Below are 18,463 nucleotides of genomic sequence, written 5' to 3'. Positions count from 1 at the left end.
CGGGGGCGGGGCGACTATTCGATGACCATCTCCACGGGGATGTTGCCGCGGGTGGCGTGGGAGTAGGGGCAGACCTGGTGGGCGTGTTCGACGAGTTTTTCGCCTTCGGGGCCGTGGAGGTCATCGGGCAGTTCGATGCGCAGCACGACCGAGAGGGTGAAGCCGGTCTTGGCGTCACCGCCGATGCCGACCTCTGCGGTGACGGACACCTGGCTGGTGTCGTGGCCGCTGTGGCGGCCCACGGCCGATAGGGCGCTGGCGAAGCAGGCGGCGTAGCCGGCGGCGAAGAGCTGTTCGGGGTTGCTTGCGTTGCCGCTGCCGCCTAGCTCTTGGGGGGTGGCGAGGGCGATGTCGAGGTGTCCGTCGGAACTGACGGCGCGTCCCTCGCGGCCGTTGGCGGTGGCCACGGCGGTGTAGTGGGGGGTCATGTCTCTCCTGAGGATCGAGGGCAGGGCGGTGGCGCCGGTCGACGGGTCAAGGGCGACCGGCGCACAGATAGATTGTACACAACTAAATTTTGCATAACTAGTTAGTAGGGTGGAGCGCATGGATCGTTCCGTCAATCGCGCACCGACCGAGGGGACCGTCGACCCCGCCCACTCCGAGGAGGGCGTGGCCGCTATCGGCCACGAGGAAACACTGCACCTACAGCGGCAACTGTGTTTCGCGGTCCACGCCGCCTCGCGCGCCTTCGACGCGCTGTACCGGCCGCTGCTGAGCGAACTGGGCCTGACTTACCCGCAGTATCTGGCGATGCTGGCGCTGTGGGAGCACCGCTCGTTGACCGTCACCGAGTTGGGAAGCGCGTTGCGCCTGGACTCGGGCACGCTGTCGCCGTTGCTGAAACGCATGGAAAGCACGGGGCTGGTGGTGCGTGAACGCAGCCGCAGCGACGAACGCTCGGTGCGTGTCAGCCTGACCCCTTCCGGTGCGGCACTCAAAGAGCGCGCGCGCACGGTGCCGGCCACGATCCTGACTGCCACGGGCATGGCCCCCGACGAGATCGCGACCTTGCGGGCTGCCCTGACCCAACTGACCGCCGCGCTGGACGCAGCCGACACGCCTGGGGCCTAAAACCCTGGCGCGCCGCGCCCACCGAGGCGGTGATCACAGCCCTGAGCTGGGAATTAGGACAGCTCGACGGGCATCTCTGCCCGCGCCTGCCCCCCCGGGCACTCGGCCGCCGCCCGCACTTCACCATCGCTATATCACACGAGTGAGCGTGCTGTTTCACGGGTGTTACGACTAGTCACACGAAGGCAACGGCGCCTTCCTAAAGTCATTGGTGAACCGCACGTCAAGCGATGAAAGGCTGGAATGTGGGCACCGACACTGTGACTGCCCCTCGCCGTTCGGGTGGACGCTGGATTTCGCATTGGGATCCCGAAGACGCAGCCTTTTGGCGCGACACGGGCCAGCGAGTGGCAAACCGCAACCTGTGGTCGTCAATTTTTGCCGAACACTTGGGCTTTTCAGTATGGAGTCTGTGGTCGGTCCTGGTCTTGTTCATGACTGCGGAGAACGGGTTCACCTTCTCCGCCTCGCAGAAATTCCTGCTCGTCTCACTGGTTGCGCTGGTGGGCGCAGTGCTGCGGGTGCCCTACACGCTGGCGGTGCCCAAGCTGGGCGGGCGTAACTGGACTTTGATCTCGGTGGCGGCGCTGCTGGTGCCCACCGTGCTGGCGATTGCGCTGATCCAACGCCCCGAAACGCCCTACTGGCTGTTTTTGGTGCTGGCGATGACCGCCGGCGTGGGCGGCGGGAATTTCTCCTCCTCCATGGCCAACATCAGCTTCTTCTTCCCCGAGCGCAAAAAGGGCTGGGCGCTGGGTCTCAACGCCGGCGGCGGCAACGTGGGCGTGGCCACGATCCAATTGTTGGGCCTGGGCGTGATCGCAGCCTTCGGTGTGGCCGGGGCGTTCTTGCTGCCGCTGGTCTATCTGCCGCTGCTGGTGGTGGCGCTGTTCGTGGCCTGGCGCTACATGGACAACATCGCCGGGGCGCGCTCCGATATCGGCGCCCAGATCGCCACACTGCGCGAGCGCCACTTTTGGATCATGTCGTTCCTTTACATCGGCACGTTTGGCTCCTTCATCGGGTTCGGCTTCGCCTTCGGGCTGGTGCTGCAAAGCCAGTTCGACCGCACCCCGCTGGAAGCGGCCATGGTCACCTTCCTGGGCCCGCTGGTGGGCTCGCTGTCGCGGCCGTTTGGCGGCCAGTTGGCCGACCGCTTCGGCGGCGCGGTGATCACCCTGTGGAACTTCATCGCCATGCTCGCCTTCACCGGCATCATCCTGCTGGCCGCGGTGCAGCAGTCGCTGTGGCTGTTCACCGCCGGGTTCGTGGCCGTGTTCATCCTCACCGGCATCGGCAACGGCTCGACCTACAAGATGATCCCCAGCATCTACGCCGCACGCGCCGAGGACATGGTCGCCGCCGGCACACCGCGCGAGAGTGCCACGGCCTATGCCAAGCGCATCTCTGGGGCGATGCTGGGACTGGTCGGAGCGATGGGCGCCCTGGGCGGGGTCGGGATCAACCTGGTTTTCCGCGAGTCCTTTGGCGCCACCGGCTCCTCTATCCCGGCCTTCATCGCCTTCATCGCCTTCTACGCTGTGTGCATCGTCGTCACGGCTGTGGTCTATGTACGCCGTCCCCATATCAGCGCCGCCCCCACCACAACGGCCGCGCCCCGGGTCACCACATCATGACTGCTACACACTGCCCGTACTGTGCCTTGCAATGTGCGATGCGCGTCGAACCCTCCGGTGAGGGGCGCTACGCCACCCGTCCGGAGTCCTTCCCCACCAATAGGGGTGGATTGTGCCGCAAGGGTTGGACCGCCGGGGAATTGCTCTCCAGCCCTGAGCGCCTGACCACCCCCTTGCTGCGGCGCCGCAACGGCGCGGCGCCGCAGCCGGTGGACTGGGAGGAAGCCCTCGACTACATCGCCGAGCGCCTCACCGCGATCCAGCACAGCCATGGTGCGGATGCGGCGGCGGTGTTTGGCGCCGGCGGACTGACCAACGAGAAAAGCTACCTGCTGGGCAAGTTCGCGCGCCTGGCCTTGGGCACCTCCCAGATCGACTACAACGGCCGGTTCTGTATGGCCTCGGCTGCCGGTGCGGGGATTCGCGCCTTCGGCGTGGACCGGGGGCTGCCGTTCCCGGTCACCGACCTGGGTGAGGCCGAGGTGGTGGTGCTGGCCGGCGCCAATCCGGCCGAGACCATGCCGCCGCTCATGGGTCACCTCACCGCCGCCCGGTTAATCGTCATCGATCCGCGCCGCAGCGCCACCGCCGAGCAGGCCCTACAGCGCGGTGGCATGCACCTGGCCCCCCGCCCGGGCACCGACCTGGCCCTAGCGCTGGCGCTGTGGCACGCCGCCCGCGTGGAGGGCCTGCTCGATGCCGACTACATCGCCCAGCGCACGACGGGGTTCGAGCAGGCCTGGCGCCACGCCGCGGCGTGGTGGCCCGAGCGCGCCGAGCGCCTCACCGGGGTGCCGGCCGCCGACATTCGCGCCGCCGCACGGCTGCTGGCCAGGGCCAATGGGGCCTACGTGCTCACCGGACGCGGCTGCGAGCAGCACGCCAAGGGAACCGACACCGTCTCGGCGTGGATCAATCTCGCCTTGGCGCTGGGACTGCCCGGGCGGCGCGGCTCGGGCTATGGCTGTATCACCGGCCAAGGCAATGGCCAGGGTGGACGCGAGCACGGCCAAAAAGCCGACCAACTGCCGGGCTACCGCCGCATCGACAACCCTGAGGCGCGCGCGCACGTGGCCGGGGTGTGGGGGGTCGACCCCGACATCTTGCCCGGGCCGGGCCGCAGCGCCTTTGAGCTGCTGGACGCCTTAGGCAGCGAGGACGGGCCGCGGGCGATGCTGGTTTTTGGCTCCAACCCCGCGGTCTCAGCCCCCGACGCCGAGCGCATCCGCGCCCGGTTGGCCTCGCTGGATCTGCTGGTGGTGGCCGACTTTGTGATGTCAGAAACCGCGGCCATGGCCGATGTGGTCTTGCCGGTGACCCAGTGGGCCGAAGAAAGCGGCACCATGACCAACCTGGAGGGGCGCGTGCTGCGCCGCCGCCAGGCGGTGCCGGTGCCCGAGGGAATCCGCAGCGACCTAGAGATCCTCAACGCCCTAGCCCAGCGCTTGGGCTGGGACGACAAGGATTTCCCCACCGACCCCGACGAGGTCCTCACCGAGCTGGGCGCGGCTTCGGTGGGCGGCCCGGCCGACTACTCCGGTATCACCGCCCAGCGCCTCGACGACGGCGAGGCGCTGCACTGGCCCTGCCTTGAGGACGGCACGGTCACGCCGCGGCTGTTCCTCGACGGTTTCGCCCACCCCGACGGGCGGGCGCGCTTCGTGCCTGTGGGCTACCGCGAGGCCGATGAACTCACCGATGCCGACTATCCGTTGACGGCCACCACCGGCCGGCTGCTGTCGCACTACCAGTCCGGCGCGCAAACGCGACGTATTGCTGAGCTGGCCGACTCCGATCCCGACGTCTACGTCGAAGTCCACCCCGACACCGCCCAACGCCATGGCTTGGCCGACGGCGATTGGGCGCGGGTGATCTCCCGGCGCGGGGTCACCAGTGCCCGTGTACGTCACAGTCCCACCGCTCGTCTGGACACTGTTTTCCTGCCGTTTCACTACGGCGGGGATCAAAGCGCCAACCTGCTCACCAACCCGGCACTCGACCCCGCTAGCCGCATGCCCGAATTCAAGGTCAGCGCGGTGCGGCTCGAACCCAACGCCCCTGTAGAGGAAGGCAAGCAGAAATGAGTGCAGCCCCTAGGAACGTCGTGGTCATTGGGCACGGCATGGTCGGTTCCCGATTCGCCGAGGAAGTGGTGCGCCGCGATCCCGGGGGGCAGCGGGTGCGGGTGACTGTGGTCGGCGCTGAGCCCGAACCCGCCTACAACCGTATCCTCATGCCCGAGCTGTTGTCGGGGCGGTTGGAGGCCGAGGAACTGCGCCTGCCCGGCGGTGAGGCTCCGGCGGTGACCGTGCGCACCGCCACTGCCGCCACTGCGATCGATGCGCGTGCCCGCCGGGTGAGTCTTAGCGACGGCGACGCGCTCGACTATGACGAGTTGGTGCTGGCTACGGGGGCGCGGGCCACGCTGCTGCCGGTGCCTGGACTGGCCCAGGAGGGGGGTCAGCCTGCCCCAGGGGTGGCGACGTTGCGTGACATGGCCGACTGCCGTCGGGTGCTCTCGGCGGCGCGGCCCGGCGCGCCGATGGTGGTGCTGGGCGGGGGATTGCTGGGTCTGGAGACGGCGCGGGCGCTGACCGAGCGGGGCGCGCGGGTGAGCGTGGTCGAGCCGGCTCCCCACGTGTTGCCGCGCCAGATTGACGCGGCGGGGGGCGAGATTCTCGCCGCCGAACTAGCCAATTTGGGCATCACATGCTACACGGGGCAGGGCGCGGCGCGCTGGCTGTCCGGCTATGGCATGGAGCTGGAAGACGGTCAGGTGGTGGCCGCTGATGCCGTGGTGGTGACCGCCGGCGTGCGCGCCGAGACCGAGCTGGCCCGCGCGGCAGGGATCGCGGTAGAGCGGGGGGTGCTCGTCGACGACACGCTGTCTACCGCGGACCCGCGGATTCACGCCATCGGTGACTGTGCCCAACACAAGGACGGCGGAGCGGGTCTGGTGCAGCCGGGCTGGGAGCAGGCTGCGGTCCTGGCCGACCTGCTGACCGGCACCGCCCCCAACGCCCGCTACAGCGGGGGGCGTACAGTGGCGCGGCTGAAGGTTGAGGGGGTGGAGTTGACCTCGCTGGGCGATGTGCACGCTGATGACGAGGCCGAGACCATCACCCTGGCCGATCCGCCGGGAGGGCGCTATGCCAAGTTGTCGGTGCGCGATGACCAGGTGGTGGGGGCGATCCTGCTGGGCTTTCCCGACGCTGCGGCCACGATCGCCCAACTCTACGACAGCTACGCCCCGGTGCCTCAGGACCGGCTCGCCCTGCTGTTGGGCCGCTCGCTACCGGAGACCACCGAGCAGCCGGCCAGCGGCGGGACCGGCGACGCGGTGGTGTGCTACTGCAACGGGGTGACGCGCGATCAGCTCGACGCGGCCTGGCGCGACGGAGCGCGCACCCGCGACGATCTGGCGGCCACGACCCGGGCCACGACCGGCTGCGGGGGCTGTGTGCGCGACGTTAACGCACTGGTGGCCGCGTGGAGCGAGCGCGACTCTGGCCCCAACGACCTGGTGGAGGCCGCACGCGCCTGAGGTTTGAGCTTTCCCCCAGCCGCCGCGGCGCACCAGCGTCACCGCCTGCGGTGGCCCCACACCGGTTCCGCCCTCGCCGTCGAGTTCACCGCTTCCCCGGCGGTGGGGCGGGACCGGGTTTGTCGAGGCCTGTGTCGGGCTGAGGCGGCCGGTGACGGTGGTCGGGGCCTTGGCCCATGATGGAGGTATGAAGGTCGAGCTGCTGTACTTTTCCGGGTGCGCGAACTGGCGGGTGGCCCGGGAACGTCTGGCTCACGCCCTGCAACTCACCGGCCACACCGACCAGCGGATCGAACTGGTCGTGGTCGTCACCGAGGAGCAGGCGCAGCAACTGCGTTTCCCCGGGTCGCCGACGATCCGTATCGGCGGCGGGGATCTGTTTCCCCGCCCCGAGCAAAGGCCCGGGCTGAGCTGTCGGCTCTATGCGACCGCGGAGGGGGTCGATGGCGCTCCCAGCCTCGCCCAGCTCGTCGAAGCGGTGGGTGGGGCCTGCCCATAAGCCGCTGTGGCCCCTGTGAAGCGGGGGAGGTCGCGCTTCCCGAGTGGGTGCGGAGGCAGCCGCCCACCCCAACAGAATAGGTCGCGTGACCTATATAGGTCACTTGACCTATAGTGTGGGGATGGATTCGCTACACCACGACCCGCACGGCCCCGTCCTGCTCGTCGGCGGCTACGGCACGGTAGGCAGCGCACTCGCCCGCGCGGCGGCTGCCCACTGGCCCCTGCTGCTGGCGGGGCGCTCCCCACAGCGGGCGCACGACCTCGCCGCCGAAACCTCGGCCGAGGTGCGCGCGTGGGACCTGTCCGACCCCACCCCCTTCAGCGCCACGGCGCGGGCGGTGGTCACCCTCGTCAACGACCCCCATGACCGGGTGCTGACCGCGGCGCTGCGCGGCGGCGTGGCCTACGTCGACATCACCCGGTGGACCTCCCGGCTCCAGCGAGCCCTCACCCTGACCACACTGGCCGCCCCCACCGCGCCCGTGCTGCTGTCCTCGGGCTGGATGGGCGGCGTCGTGCCCCTGGTAGCGGCGGCGCTGGCCCACGAGTTGGGCGGCCTCGACAGCGTCGAGGTGGCCATCCGCTACGATCTGGCCGACCGCGCCGGAGCCGACTCGGTGGAGTTCATGGACCGCCTGGGCATCGAATTCGAAGTGCTCGAACAGGGCCGACGCCACCTCGTGGCCCCCCTGAGCAGCACCCGCACCATCGATATCGGCGGGCACGCCACCAAGGTCACCCGCATCGACACCCCTGAGCAGTTCACGCTGCCGCTGACCCTGGGCGCGAGCACCGCCACCACCCGCATCGGCTTCAGCAGCACCGCCAGCACCTCGGCGCTGGTCGGGTTGGGCCGCGTGGGGTTCTTCCGCTACGCCCGCGGGCCGCGCTGGCAGGGCCTGCGCCGGCGGCTGCTGCACGCCCCCGGCACCGGCGGCCGGGCGCAACTGCGCGTCGACGCCACCGGCCCGGCGGGCCAGCGCCGCGCCACCGTCACCGACCCCGCCGGCCAGGCCCACATGACCGCTGTGGGCGCCCTGCTGGGGCTGCGCCGCGTCCTGGGCGCCGACGGTGCCCCCGCCCCCGCGGCGGGGGTAGTGTTTCCCGAACACACCCCCCAGCCCGCACAGGTGGGGGCCGCGCTTGAGGCCGGCGGCGTCGACATGGCCCTGAGCACGCCCACGCCCCGAGACGAGGCTGCGTGAGCACCACCAAAGGCGAGCTACGCCGCGCAGCGATCCTGGACGCCGCCGAAAAAACCCTGCTCCACCACGGACACGCAGGCCTGTCACTGCGGGCGGTGGCCACGGCCGCCAGTATCCGCCTAGGCCATCTCCAGCACTATTTCCCCAGCCGCAGCCGGCTGGTCGAGGCGCTGCTGGACCGGGTGCTGCGGCGCTCACTACAGCGCCTGGCCCAGCACACCGAAGGCACGCCCCACGACGCCGACCCGGCCACCCTGGTGGAGACACTGCTGGCTGAACAGCACGACGCCACGCTGGTGCGCGTATTCGTGGAAATATGGGCCCTGGCCGCCAGCGACCGTGAAGCGGCCACGGCGGTCCGCGGCTTCTACCGCACCTACACCGAGATGGTGGCCGACCACATCGGCCGGCTCTGCCCGTATCTGACGCCGCGGAGCCGCTGGGCGCGCGCACACGTCTTCATCGCCCTCCTGGAGGGGGCCGCGCTGATGCGTTCAGGCATCGCCGCCGACGCGACCGAGGCCGGCGACGCCCACCTGCGCCGCACCGCCCTAGTGTTGCTTTCCGGCCGCTACGGCGACCTGCCGGAGTGAAGGGGTCGAGGCGTCGTTGGCCGACAACCTCGGCCCTTTCCTGAGCCTCTCGGGGTGCCCGTAGCCTCACCCCCGGCCGGTGTGCGGATCAACACCCACCATCGGGCGCACCCGATGGTGGGTGTTGCCCGTTCCACCAGGACACGACAGCGCTCAGGCTCGACCAGGACCTCCCACGTCCCTGTGGCCTTGGCCCCCGAGGGATCTCGACGTCGCCCCCCGCCCCCGTCAACGACGGGGTGGTGCACCGGCCACTGGAACTCAAGAGCTGGGCGGGAGGGCCCCGCCGCCCTCCCGCTGGGCCTGCACACGCTTGCGGTGGGGCGTGTAGTGCCACCAGGGGCACGCGGCAGCACCGGCGGCCTGGTCCACGGCCGACATCAGCACATCCAGCAGGCACAGATCCTCGCGGCGCCCCTGATCGACGCATATGCGCTCGTAGAGCTCGACCGGATCGCACGCGCACAGGTGGCCGACGCGGGTGATCCCGATCCGGTTCAGACGCCGCTCTAGGGCCGGGCCGACGTTGGCCAGCCGGGTCACCGCGGTGGTGGAAGCAGGTGAGCCACGCATAAGGCCAGTGCAACACCCTGATCCCGGCCCGTCGTGAACGTTTCGGACCTCACCCGCGAGCGACCGTGCCGCCCGCCCCGCGCTACGAAGGGCGAGAGCGCCGTGGCAAGTTGCTAGGGTTCCCTTCATGAACCTTGGTCACGATCGGCGATTCGACGTGGAGCTGTCGCTACCCCAGCGGCCCCTGCGCGGCGTGACCGAGTTCCCCGAAACCCGCACCGACCGTTTCGCCCCGCTCATCGCGTGGGCGCGGTCCTGGGCCAACTACCTCAACACCCCGGTGGGCTGGCGCGTCAGCCACAACGGCACCACCTTCGACGAAGGGGTAGCCCACCCCTGCCCCCACCGCGGGTATTGCTCCTGCTGAACCCCGCCCGAACAGCGCCCTTGCGCCCTTCGGCGAGGCTTCACGCCTTCTCCCTGGTGAAGCAGAACACACTCACACGCGGCTCACCTGCAATGACAGGACAACGAAACATCGGTGTCATTGCAGGCTGACGGTTGCGAAACACGCTGCGGTTTGCCTAGAGGTCAAGACATACCAACGCTTTCGGGACGCAGCGCCACGGCGCGCCGACCACCACTAGGAGAAGCCACCGGACATGAGACAACTCCTCGTCATTGGCAACGGCATGGTGGGGCACCGCCTCGTTGAGGCAGTCCGCGACCGCGACCCTGATGGCGCCTGGCACATCGTCGTGCTGGGCGAGGAGCCTCGTCCCGCCTACGACCGAGTGGCGCTGTCCTCCTACTTCGACGGCGCCTCGGCGGACGACCTCTCCCTGAGTGACCTCTCGGTCCACCCCAACGTGCAACTGCGTCTAGGAGAGGGCGCCGCCAGCATCGACCGCGACGCCCGCCGCGTCACCACCACCACCGGAGCCGTGCTCACCTACGACGCGCTGGTGCTGGCCACCGGCTCCTCCCCGTTCGTACCGCCGGTTCCCGGCCACGACCTGCCGGGCTGCCACGTCTACCGCACTATCGAAGACCTGGAGGCCATCACCGCCAGCGCCCGCACCGCCCGCACCGGCGTGGTCGTGGGCGGGGGCCTGCTGGGGCTGGAAGCGGCCAACGCGCTGCGACTGCTGGGCGTACAGGCCCACGTTGTGGAGCTGGGCGCGCACCTGATGCCCGCCCAGGTCGACGAGGGCGGCGGCGCGCTGCTGGACCGACTCATCTCCGAAACCGGAATCCACATCCACACCGGCGCGGGCATCGGCGCGGTGGAGGCCGGCGCCGACGGCCACGTCGAACGGGTGCGCGTGGGCGAAGACACCGAGATCGACGCCGACATGGTCGTGTTCTCGGTGGGCATTCGCCCCCGCGACGATCTGGCCCGTGCCGCCGGCTTGGACCTGGGCCCACGCGGCGGGGTGGCGATCGACAGCACCTGCCGCACCAGCGACCCCGCCATCTACGCCGTGGGCGAGTGCGCCAGCGCCCAAGGCACCGTCTATGGGCTGGTGGCCCCCGGCAACGCCATGGCCGAAGTCGCCGCTGACCAACTCACGGGCGGCGACGCCGAATTCACCTCCGCCGACACCTCCACCAAGCTCAAACTGATCGGCGTCGACGTCGCCAGCTTCGGCGACGCCCACGCCCGCACCCCCAACGCTTTGGAGGTCGCCCTCAACGACGCCCCGGGGCGCCGTTATGCCAAGCTCGTCGTCTCCGACGACGCCACCACGCTGTTGGGCGGGGTGCTGGTGGGCGATGCCTCGGCCTATGCGAGCCTGCGTCCGCTGGTGGGCCGCGAGCTGCCCGGCGACCCGCTCGACCTGATCGCCCCGGGGCGTTCCGGCGGCGGTGTCGGGGTGGGCGCGCTGCCCGACGACGCCCAGGTGTGCTCGTGCAACGCCGTCACCAAGGGAACGCTGGTCTCAGCGATCGAGGGCGGCGCCTGCGACGTGGCCACACTCAAAGGCTGCACCAACGCCGGCACGAGCTGCGGCTCGTGCGTGCCGATGCTCAAGACGCTGCTGGCCGAATCCGGTGTGGAGCAGTCCAACGCCCTGTGTGAGCACTTCGCCCATTCGCGCGCCGAACTGGTGCAGATCGTGATGGCGACCGGCATCACGACCTTCTCCGAGCTGATCGCCGCCCACGGCAGCGGACGCGGCTGCGACATCTGCAAGCCCGCCGTCGCCTCGATCCTGGCCTCGCTGGGCGGGGGCCACATCCTGGAGGGCGAGCAGGCCGGCCTGCAAGACACCAACGACCGTTTCCTGGCCAACATGCAGCGCAACGGCACCTACTCGGTGGTGCCGCGCGTCCCCGGCGGGGAGATCACTCCGGAGAAGCTCGTCACGCTTGGCGAGGTGGCCCGCGAGTTCAACCTGTACAGCAAGATCACCGGCGCCCAACGCATCGACCTGCTGGGCGCGCGGGTGGAGCAGCTTCCCGCGATCTGGCGGCGCCTGGTCGACGCCGGCTTCGAGTCGGGGCACGCCTACGGTAAGGCACTGCGCACGGTCAAGTCCTGTGTGGGCACCACGTGGTGCCGCTATGGCGTGCAGGACTCGGTGGGCATGGCCGTAGAGCTGGAGCTGCGCTATCGGGGGCTGCGCTCGCCCCACAAGATCAAGGCCGGGGTCTCGGGGTGCGCCCGGGAGTGCGCGGAGGCCCGCAGCAAGGACGTGGGCGTCATCGCCACCGAACACGGCTGGAACCTCTACGTGGGCGGTAACGGCGGTTTTCGGCCCCGCCACGCCGAACTGTTCGCCTCCGACCTCGACCATGACACGCTCGTGCGCTACATCGACCGGTTTTTGATGTTTTACATCCGCACCGCCGACCGGTTGCAGCGCACGGCGGGCTGGATCGAGTCCATGGAGGGCGGACTCGACCACATACGGTCAGTCGTGATCGAGGACTCGCTGGGCATCGGCGCCGACCTGGAGGCCGCCATGGAGCGCCACGTGTCCACCTACACCGACGAATGGCGCGGCGTGCTGGAGGACCCCGACAAGCTGGAGCGCTTCGTGTCCTTCGCCAACGCCCCCGACACTCCCGACCCCACGATCACGTTCGACGTCGAGCGGGATCAACCCGTCCCCGGTGAGCCCGTCTCACTGGGAATGCCCACCCGGCACCAGGACCACGTGGAGGTATGACCGGACATGTCTGTACTGACGCTTGACACCACTGACGCCACCGCCACCCAGGTGTGGATTCCCGCCTGCGCCAGCGCGAGCCTGGCCCCCGAGCGCGGAGTGGCCATCCTGCTGCCCGACGGCTCCCAAGCCGCCCTGTTTCGTACCTTCGACGGTAACCTGTACGCGATCGACAACATTGACCCCTTCAGCAACGCCGCAGTGATGGCGCGCGGCATCGTGGGGGACCGCGGCGGCGAGCCAACGGTGGCCTCGCCTATGCTCAAGCAAGTGTTCTCGCTGCGTAGCGGGGTGTGCTTTGACGACACGACGGTGCGCCAAACCACCTATCCGGTGCGCGAGCGTGACGGTGTGATCGAGATCGCCACGGGGTCGAAGGGCGGAACGTCATGAACGCGCTGATGGAGACGCTCAGTCCGCAGTCTCACCGCACGTCGCCGGAGGTGGCACCGCTGGAAGGCTTCACCGTAGCGGTCACCGCCGCGCGCCGCTCCGACGAGCTGGCGGCGCTGCTGCGCCGCCGCGGCGCCGAGGTCGTGGCGGCGCCGGCCTTGCGCATCGTACCCATCAGCGACGACCAGCGTCTGATGACGGTGTCTGGGGAACTGGCTGAGCGTCCCGCCGATATTGTCGTGGCCACGACCGGCATCGGTTTCCGCGGCTGGGTGGAGGCCTGCGAAACCTGGGGGCTGGCCGAACCGCTCGTGGCAGGCATGCGCCGCTCGCGGGTGATGGCGCGCGGCCCCAAGGCCAAGGGCGCCATCCGCGCGGCGGGCCTGACCGAAGAGTGGTCGCCGCCTTCGGAGTCCTCCGCCGAGGTTTTGGAGTACCTGCTGGAGTGCGGCGTGGCCGGGCTGCGGGTCGCTGTCCAACTGCACGGCGAACCGCTGCCCGACTTTTGCTCGGCGCTGCGGATGGCCGGCGCCGACGTGGTGGAGGTGCCGGTCTACCGCTGGACCACTCCAGAGGACGTGGTGCCGCTGGATCGGCTGATCGAGACGGTGATCAACGGCGGGATCGACGCGGTGACGTTCACCAGCGCTCCCGCGGCGGCGGGGCTGCTGGAGCGCTCGCGCGTCTTGGGCTATGAGGAGCGCCTCGTCGCGGCGTTGCAGGGGCCGGTGCTGGCCATGTGCGTGGGGCCGGTGACGGCCGGCCCGTTGATGGCGCGCGACATCGCCACCGTGTGGCCCGACCGGGCCCGGATCGGTGCGCTGGTCAAACGGCTGGCCGAGGAGCTGCCCGAGACCGCGCCCCTGTTGACGGCGGCCGGCCACGAGCTGCGGCTACGCGGCCAGGCGGTGCTGGTCGACGGCTGCCTGCGCCCGGTCTCGCCGGCGCTGATGCGGGTGCTGCGGGAACTGGCACGCCGGCCGGGCCAGGTGCGCGACCGCAATGATCTGCTGGCGTCGCTGGGGGGCGACGGCGACGCCCACGCGGTGGAGACGGCGGTAGCGCGGCTGCGCGCCGCGTTGGGCGATCCCAAGATCATCCAGACCGTGGTCAAGCGCGGCTACCGGCTGGCCCTGGACACCGACCCGTGTGCACCCAAGAGTTAGGAGGCGAGCGTGACCCCGACACTGATTTTGGCGGTGCACGGTACGCGCGAGCCCCGCGGGGTGGAGGTCGCCCGCTGGTTGGCCGCCCAGGTGGGAGCGCACTGCCCGGCGCCGGTGCGGTTGGCTTTTGCTGACGTGTGTTCTCCTGACGTGGGCGAGGTCGCGGCCACGATCGAGGGGCCGATCGTGGTGGTGCCGGCGTTTTTGGCGGCCGGCTACCACGTGCGTGTTGACATCCCGGCTCAACTGGAGCGGGTGGGCCGCGGTGATGCCCAGCTCACTGCGGCATTAGGGCGTGACGAGCGGCTGCTGTCGGTTGCCGCGCGCCGGCTGGCCGCGGCGGGCTGGCGCAGCGGGGACCCGGTGGTGCTGGCCGCGGCGGGCTCGTCGGACCCCTCGGCCAACGCCGAAGTCGCCGAGGCGGCCCAAGGGCTGGCTGAGCTGGTGGGCGCACCGGTGCGGGTGGGCTATATCGCCACGGGCGAGCCCACGGTGGCCCAGCAGGTGCGGGCGGCGCGTGCCGAAGGCTACCAGCGCGTGGGGGTGGCCTCGTGGCTGCTGGCACCGGGGTTGTTCCACCAGCGGCTCGCTGAGGTGGGCGCGGACGCGGTCGCTGCGCCGCTGTGCCCCGACGCGGAGATCGCTGCGGCGGTGGTGGCCCGTTTCGAGGCCACGGCGCTGGCATTGCAGGACTAGGACCACTGCGCTGGGGCCGTCCTGGTGCCGTGCGCTGCCCCGGCCCCGTTTTTCGCCGCAACGGTGGGGGCTCGAGCCGGGGCGCGGAAACGGCTGGGCTCACCGGGTGAGCACGATGCGTTCTCGGTGGTAGCGGCACAACTCGATTTCGTCGACGATGCCGATCGCGTAGTCGGCATAGGAGATCGCGCTGGAGTCGGGGGCGTCGACGAGGAATCGGGCATCAGCGATCCGGTAGGCCCCGGTCCTGGGACCGTGCGGCACGAAGGCGGGCGGAGGAGTCACATAGACCCAGTCCACCCATGTGGACGACGCCCGCAGGGCCTGCAATGCCTCTCGGTGGGCGATCCCTCGGGGCTTGGCAGAGTGGGGAAAGGCGGCGGTGTCGACGAACTGCAGACCAGGGGCTATCTCCAGGGTGCCGGCACCGCCAACGACCAGTAACCGCGCCACCCTTGCCTCGGTCAGCCCGCTCAACAGCGCATCATTGAGCTTGACGAGGTGATCGGCGGCGATGGTGCCGGCCGAGCGGGTGGCGTTGACCGCGGTGTCGTGGCCCGCGGCGGCCTCAGCGACGTCGCCGGGGCACATCGCGTCGGCTTGCACCAAGAAGTCGGCATGCTCCACGAGGTCGGGGTGGTTCTGTGGGGCGCGTATGGCGGCCGTGACCTGATGGCCCCGTGACCGCGCTTCGGACAGGATCGCCCGCCCGCTCCGCCCGCCGGCGCCAAACACCACGATCTTGTTCATCGGTGACTCCCCTGTTTCCCTGCTAGTTACCGTTTCACCTGCGGGCAGGGGAGGCGGGAGAGCGCGACGAGGGAGTGCTCAACGCCACCAGCCCCGCCCCGCAGGCAAGAATCACGGCCAAGACGGCGAGCAGCGCCGCGAACTCCAGTGGCAGTTCCACCAGGAAAGGGCCGGCGCTGGCGCCCAGAAAGAGCATGAACCCGTTGAGAGCGATCCCTGCTGCCCGTGCCTGTCCGGCACGGGCACCGAACAGCGCGATCATGGCGGGCACAGTGGTGGCGATGCCGGCTACGAAGACCACGCTGGCCAAGACGAGCGCCCACAGGGTGGCGCTGGCAAGGGCCTCGATGGCCAGGCCGACAGCGGCGACCAGGAAACCGGTGATAGCAACGCGCGCCAGACCGAAGCGCCCAGCCAGGGCACCGGCCAGGGGAGCGACCAGCATCCCCGGCAACCCGGCCAGCCGCACCAGCAGCACGGCGTCAGGGGCAAGATCGAATCGGGCCTGGAGGTGGGGGCCGAGCGCAGAGTACATGGCCACAAACGTCAGCAGCATGGTGAAGGCGGACAGGCATGGGAGGGCCAGGGCACGCTGTCTGACCAAGGCACCGAGCTGGCGGAAGCGTTGGGCCAGCGTCGCGGCGCCGCTCGAGCGAGGAGGTTCGCGCAGGATCGCCATCAACGCTAGGGCAACTACCCCCAGGGCCACAGCCGCAAGGCCGAAGGTCCACCGCCATCCCCACGCCAGGGCCACCGCTGAAGCATAGACCTGGCCGGCGATTCCGGCCACCATGTAGGCGGTAGAGACCGCGCCGATGGCGGTGGTGCGCCAGCGGGGCGGCAGCGCCTCGGACAGGTAGGCCAGTGCCACCGGAGAGAAGCTCACCGCCACGAGCCCTTGGAGGGCGCGCAGGCTGCCCACCGCCGGCAACGAGGGCGCCAGGGCCAGTACAGCGGTGATCACGGCTAGCGCGGCCATGCCCGGCACGAGGATCGCTTTGCGCCCATAGTGGTCAGAAAGGGGGCCGTAGATGAGAAAGCCCACAGCGTAGGGGATGCCGAAGGCTGTGGCTAGCGCCGCAGAGGCTCCTGCGGCTCCCAGGTCGGCGCCGACGATCGGTGCCAGCGGGATGGCCATGTAGAGCTGCATCAGTACCAGCAACGCGCAGATGACCAGTGCTGTCAGCGGAGCGACCACCGGTGCCTGGTCGCTTCCCACCTCCACTGCGTGCGCGCGTGATGACAGAGGGGAAGTCGACTTTCCCATACGAGCTCCTGAGCGAAACGTCGTTTACGTTAACGTTAAACTAGTTGCGAAAAAAATTACGGCTGCCCGCTCTCGGCTTCGGCAAGCAACCGTTCGACCTTGGCAATGTTTTCTTTCAGCTCGCGCTCGAAGCGCTCCAAGCTCTCACGGCGTGCCTGTGTCTGGCTGAGATGGCCGCGTAGGATCTGCAACACCTTGCGTTTGCCCTGAGCGCCGGTGGGGTCGGTGAAGTAGAGGTCGATGACCGAGCCGATCTCCTCCAACGTCAGGCCAAGGTCCTTGAGTTGGCCGATCTTGTTGAGACGCGCTAGCTCACGCTCGGTGTAGTAACGATAACCCGACGATGCCCGCTCTCCAGGGGACAGCAGCCCCAGCTCCTCATAGTGGCGGATCGTCCGAGGTGTGACCTCGGCGCGGCGCGCCAGCTCGCCGATCCGCATGACCTCAGGCTCAGCAGCGTCCATACTTCACTCAGACACGGTACACAGTTAAACGTTGACGTTAAGGTCAATCTAGCATAGTCGGGGAGCCGCTACCGTCCGCGCGGGAGGCGAGCGCCGCCAGGCTGGTCGCCCCCCGCACGGGTCGGTCATGCGCGGACGCGCTCGGTCTCGAAGCGCATGTCCAGCTTGGCGTGTTCCTTTTCCGCCAGTGCGATCGCTCCGTCTATGTCGCGCACGGTGGGCAACTCGAAAAGATCGACGATGGTGTTGAGACGCTCGTGCAGATTGCCTGAAACGACGTAGTGGGGAATCCCGATCTCCTCTGGAATGGTCTGCAACATCTGGTCGCAGGTAGAGCGGAAGCTCTCGTTCATGGGACGGTGACCGTCGTCGGCCAGGGGGAGTTCGTGGCGAAGGTGAACGAAGGCGTCGAAGGTAGCAGCCACATGCTGCTTGAAGGCGTGGCCGAACTGGTCGAGGGCTTCGTCGAAGTAGCGCATCTGGACGTCCTCGGTGCGATGGTGAGCTGCTGGCGTCAGCTCCGCGACCTCGGCGGGATTCATGGTTCCGTAGAAGGTGCGGGCCTTGCCGAAGGTCCATTCCTGCAACGACGATCCGTCGGAGATGAAGCTGCCGGGCTGTAGTTTCTCGTGTACGGCGCGCTCAACATGGCGGCGCACCATGAGCTGTAGGAACTCCGCCCAGGTGCATTGGGCTAGGCTTTTGCCGGGCACGGCTTCGGGAAGAATTTCGCGAATGGTCTTGGCCAGTGTGCGCGGGATGCCCGTGTAGTGCGACAGCGCCATCACGGTCAGTGTCTTGCCGGAGGAGTAGGTTCCAGAGATCGCTAGTTTCATTGGTGGGGCTCCTATCTTGGTGGCAAAACCGTTTCGGTCGAGATCAACCGGTGATGGGTACGGCCGAGGCGGGCAACTGGTGGGCAAAAGAGCAGCGCAGTTCAACACCGGCCAGAGTGCCGGCAAGGTCGACGTTGCGCCAGGTGTCGCCGCGTAGCGTGAGCAGGTGCTTATTAGTCACGTTGGTGTGGGCCCTCAGCGGCGGGGCAGTGCTGCGATGGGGGTGCTGGGCTTCGAGAACGGTGTTGAGCATCCACAGCGTGTTGCTGTCGCTACGGCGAATCCCATCCATCTCGTACATCAGCACTTGGGCCAGTTGCAGATTGACGACGAAGCAATCGACCATTGTCACCGAAGGTTGGTAGTCACCTTCGATTCCTTCAGGGGTGGGCCTGGCGCCCTGGACTGTATGGAGGCCCACGGTGGCTGCAGCGGTGAGGGCATCCATATCGACGTGGACGTCCTCGATCGACTGGCGCCGGAACTTGAACCCGTCACCGAAGTAGCGCGAACTGGCCGGCCCTAGATCGTTGATGGGGAATGGTTGTTGCTGGTCAGTGGTCGTAGGCGGTCAGGGAGCGTTTGACGGGGGCGTCGATGAGCCAGTTGTGCCAGATCGCGGCGTTGAGGGCGCAGATGCGCTGGCAC

Annotated in this window: 19 protein-coding genes and 1 pseudogene; 12 read left to right on the top strand and 8 right to left on the bottom strand. The window is 68.9% G+C overall.

What is annotated here, in order from left to right; translation table 11 throughout:
• Positions 1–14: 14 nt before the first annotated feature.
• Positions 15–428 (bottom strand): organic hydroperoxide resistance protein, encoded by a 414-nt coding sequence (locus ABD848_RS21190; protein ID WP_344975540.1) that lies wholly within the window; start codon positions 426–428, stop codon positions 15–17.
• A 118-nt stretch (positions 429–546) separates the two neighbouring features.
• On the opposite strand from ABD848_RS21190, the gene ABD848_RS21185 reads away from it, so the two are divergent.
• The 7 genes from ABD848_RS21185 (at position 547) to ABD848_RS21155 (ending at position 8,554) form a co-directional block, all read left to right on the top strand.
• Entirely contained in the window at positions 547–1,074 is a 528-nt protein-coding gene (locus ABD848_RS21185; protein WP_344975537.1) for a MarR family winged helix-turn-helix transcriptional regulator, read from the top strand.
• A gap of 230 nt (positions 1,075–1,304) precedes the next feature.
• Positions 1,305–2,711, top strand: a complete 1,407-nt coding sequence (locus tag ABD848_RS21180) for a nitrate/nitrite transporter (protein WP_344975534.1) — start codon at positions 1,305–1,307, stop codon at positions 2,709–2,711.
• On the top strand, positions 2,708–4,795 hold the full coding sequence (locus ABD848_RS21175) for a molybdopterin oxidoreductase family protein (RefSeq protein ID WP_344975531.1): 2,088 nt from the start codon (positions 2,708–2,710) through the stop codon (positions 4,793–4,795). The genes ABD848_RS21180 and ABD848_RS21175 overlap by 4 nt, the downstream gene beginning before the upstream one ends.
• Positions 4,792–6,255: an FAD-dependent oxidoreductase gene (locus tag ABD848_RS21170; RefSeq protein ID WP_344975528.1), complete on the top strand. Its 1,464-nt coding sequence runs from the start codon at positions 4,792–4,794 to the stop codon at positions 6,253–6,255. Before ABD848_RS21175 ends, ABD848_RS21170 begins: the two co-directional genes overlap by 4 nt.
• A gap of 187 nt (positions 6,256–6,442) precedes the next feature.
• Complete coding sequence (locus ABD848_RS21165; protein ID WP_344975525.1) at positions 6,443–6,754, top strand: DF family (seleno)protein; 312 nt, start codon at positions 6,443–6,445, stop codon at positions 6,752–6,754.
• A gap of 121 nt (positions 6,755–6,875) precedes the next feature.
• A complete protein-coding gene (locus tag ABD848_RS21160) occupies positions 6,876–7,961 on the top strand; it encodes a saccharopine dehydrogenase family protein (RefSeq protein WP_344975522.1) in 1,086 nt (361 codons plus the stop codon).
• A complete protein-coding gene (locus tag ABD848_RS21155; protein ID WP_344975520.1) occupies positions 7,958–8,554 on the top strand; it encodes a TetR/AcrR family transcriptional regulator in 597 nt (198 codons plus the stop codon). The genes ABD848_RS21160 and ABD848_RS21155 overlap by 4 nt, the downstream gene beginning before the upstream one ends.
• Before the next feature lie 261 nt (positions 8,555–8,815).
• Here ABD848_RS21155 and ABD848_RS21150 read toward each other — a convergent pair whose 3' ends face one another.
• Positions 8,816–9,127, bottom strand: a complete 312-nt coding sequence (locus ABD848_RS21150; protein ID WP_344975518.1) for a helix-hairpin-helix domain-containing protein — start codon at positions 9,125–9,127, stop codon at positions 8,816–8,818.
• Positions 9,128–9,254: 127 nt separating this feature from the next.
• On the opposite strand from ABD848_RS21150, the gene ABD848_RS21145 reads away from it, so the two are divergent.
• From ABD848_RS21145 to ABD848_RS21125, 5 genes are all read left to right on the top strand, one after another.
• The gene (locus ABD848_RS21145; protein ID WP_344975515.1) at positions 9,255–9,494 is read left to right on the top strand and encodes a hypothetical protein; all 240 of its coding nucleotides are present in this window, start codon (positions 9,255–9,257) and stop codon (positions 9,492–9,494) included.
• A gap of 235 nt (positions 9,495–9,729) precedes the next feature.
• Positions 9,730–12,243, top strand: coding sequence for a nitrite reductase large subunit NirB (gene nirB, locus ABD848_RS21140; protein WP_344975512.1), 2,514 nt, complete (start codon positions 9,730–9,732; stop codon positions 12,241–12,243).
• 6 nt (positions 12,244–12,249) lie between these two features.
• Positions 12,250–12,636: a nitrite reductase small subunit NirD gene (gene nirD, locus ABD848_RS21135; protein ID WP_344975509.1), complete on the top strand. Its 387-nt coding sequence runs from the start codon at positions 12,250–12,252 to the stop codon at positions 12,634–12,636.
• Entirely contained in the window at positions 12,633–13,802 is a 1,170-nt protein-coding gene (locus ABD848_RS21130) for a uroporphyrinogen-III synthase (protein WP_344975506.1), read from the top strand. The genes nirD and ABD848_RS21130 overlap by 4 nt, the downstream gene beginning before the upstream one ends.
• 9 nt (positions 13,803–13,811) lie before the next feature.
• Positions 13,812–14,498, top strand: coding sequence for a sirohydrochlorin chelatase (locus ABD848_RS21125; RefSeq protein ID WP_344975503.1), 687 nt, complete (start codon positions 13,812–13,814; stop codon positions 14,496–14,498).
• A gap of 99 nt (positions 14,499–14,597) precedes the next feature.
• On the opposite strand, the gene ABD848_RS21120 is transcribed toward ABD848_RS21125, so the two are convergent.
• The 6 genes and pseudogenes from ABD848_RS21120 to ABD848_RS25115 form a co-directional block, all read right to left on the bottom strand.
• Complete coding sequence (locus ABD848_RS21120) at positions 14,598–15,248, bottom strand: NAD(P)-dependent oxidoreductase (protein ID WP_344975500.1); 651 nt, start codon at positions 15,246–15,248, stop codon at positions 14,598–14,600.
• Between the two features lie 34 nt (positions 15,249–15,282).
• A complete protein-coding gene (locus tag ABD848_RS21115; protein WP_344975497.1) occupies positions 15,283–16,467 on the bottom strand; it encodes an MFS transporter in 1,185 nt (394 codons plus the stop codon).
• A gap of 104 nt (positions 16,468–16,571) precedes the next feature.
• Positions 16,572–16,979, bottom strand: a complete 408-nt coding sequence (locus ABD848_RS21110; protein WP_344975494.1) for a MerR family transcriptional regulator — start codon at positions 16,977–16,979, stop codon at positions 16,572–16,574.
• A 125-nt stretch (positions 16,980–17,104) separates the two neighbouring features.
• Positions 17,105–17,815 carry an AAA family ATPase gene (locus ABD848_RS21105; protein WP_344975491.1) on the bottom strand — a complete coding sequence of 237 codons (711 nt, stop codon included), beginning with the start codon at positions 17,813–17,815 and terminating at the stop codon, positions 17,105–17,107.
• A gap of 43 nt (positions 17,816–17,858) precedes the next feature.
• Positions 17,859–18,350, bottom strand: coding sequence for an AvrD family protein (locus ABD848_RS21100; RefSeq protein WP_344975648.1), 492 nt, complete (start codon positions 18,348–18,350; stop codon positions 17,859–17,861).
• A 19-nt stretch (positions 18,351–18,369) separates the two neighbouring features.
• A pseudogene (locus ABD848_RS25115) lies at positions 18,370–18,463 on the bottom strand (IS982 family transposase); the annotation flags it as partial.

The sequence above is a fragment of the Salinactinospora qingdaonensis genome (genome assembly GCF_039539445.1).
GTDB classification, from domain to species: domain Bacteria; phylum Actinomycetota; class Actinomycetes; order Streptosporangiales; family Streptosporangiaceae; genus Salinactinospora; species Salinactinospora qingdaonensis.
This window is presented reverse-complemented; position numbering and strand designations above follow the sequence as displayed.

What these genes read in the sequence shown, in the direction of transcription:
- ABD848_RS21105 (WP_344975491.1), bottom strand. Translation starts at nt 17,815, where the DNA reads ATGAAACTAGCGATCTCTGGAACCTACTCCTCCGGCAAGACACTGACC.
- ABD848_RS21185 (WP_344975537.1), top strand. Translation starts at nt 547, where the DNA reads ATGGATCGTTCCGTCAATCGCGCACCGACCGAGGGGACCGTCGACCCC.
- ABD848_RS21110 (WP_344975494.1), bottom strand. Translation starts at nt 16,979, where the DNA reads ATGGACGCTGCTGAGCCTGAGGTCATGCGGATCGGCGAGCTGGCGCGC.
- ABD848_RS21190 (WP_344975540.1), bottom strand. Translation starts at nt 428, where the DNA reads ATGACCCCCCACTACACCGCCGTGGCCACCGCCAACGGCCGCGAGGGA.
- ABD848_RS21150 (WP_344975518.1), bottom strand. Translation starts at nt 9,127, where the DNA reads ATGCGTGGCTCACCTGCTTCCACCACCGCGGTGACCCGGCTGGCCAAC.
- nirD (WP_344975509.1), top strand. Translation starts at nt 12,250, where the DNA reads ATGTCTGTACTGACGCTTGACACCACTGACGCCACCGCCACCCAGGTG.
- ABD848_RS21120 (WP_344975500.1), bottom strand. Translation starts at nt 15,248, where the DNA reads ATGAACAAGATCGTGGTGTTTGGCGCCGGCGGGCGGAGCGGGCGGGCG.
- ABD848_RS21160 (WP_344975522.1), top strand. Translation starts at nt 6,876, where the DNA reads ATGGATTCGCTACACCACGACCCGCACGGCCCCGTCCTGCTCGTCGGC.
- ABD848_RS21165 (WP_344975525.1), top strand. Translation starts at nt 6,443, where the DNA reads ATGAAGGTCGAGCTGCTGTACTTTTCCGGGTGCGCGAACTGGCGGGTG.
- ABD848_RS21130 (WP_344975506.1), top strand. Translation starts at nt 12,633, where the DNA reads ATGAACGCGCTGATGGAGACGCTCAGTCCGCAGTCTCACCGCACGTCG.
- ABD848_RS21145 (WP_344975515.1), top strand. Translation starts at nt 9,255, where the DNA reads ATGAACCTTGGTCACGATCGGCGATTCGACGTGGAGCTGTCGCTACCC.
- ABD848_RS21170 (WP_344975528.1), top strand. Translation starts at nt 4,792, where the DNA reads ATGAGTGCAGCCCCTAGGAACGTCGTGGTCATTGGGCACGGCATGGTC.
- nirB (WP_344975512.1), top strand. Translation starts at nt 9,730, where the DNA reads ATGAGACAACTCCTCGTCATTGGCAACGGCATGGTGGGGCACCGCCTC.
- ABD848_RS21175 (WP_344975531.1), top strand. Translation starts at nt 2,708, where the DNA reads ATGACTGCTACACACTGCCCGTACTGTGCCTTGCAATGTGCGATGCGC.
- ABD848_RS21180 (WP_344975534.1), top strand. Translation starts at nt 1,305, where the DNA reads ATGAAAGGCTGGAATGTGGGCACCGACACTGTGACTGCCCCTCGCCGT.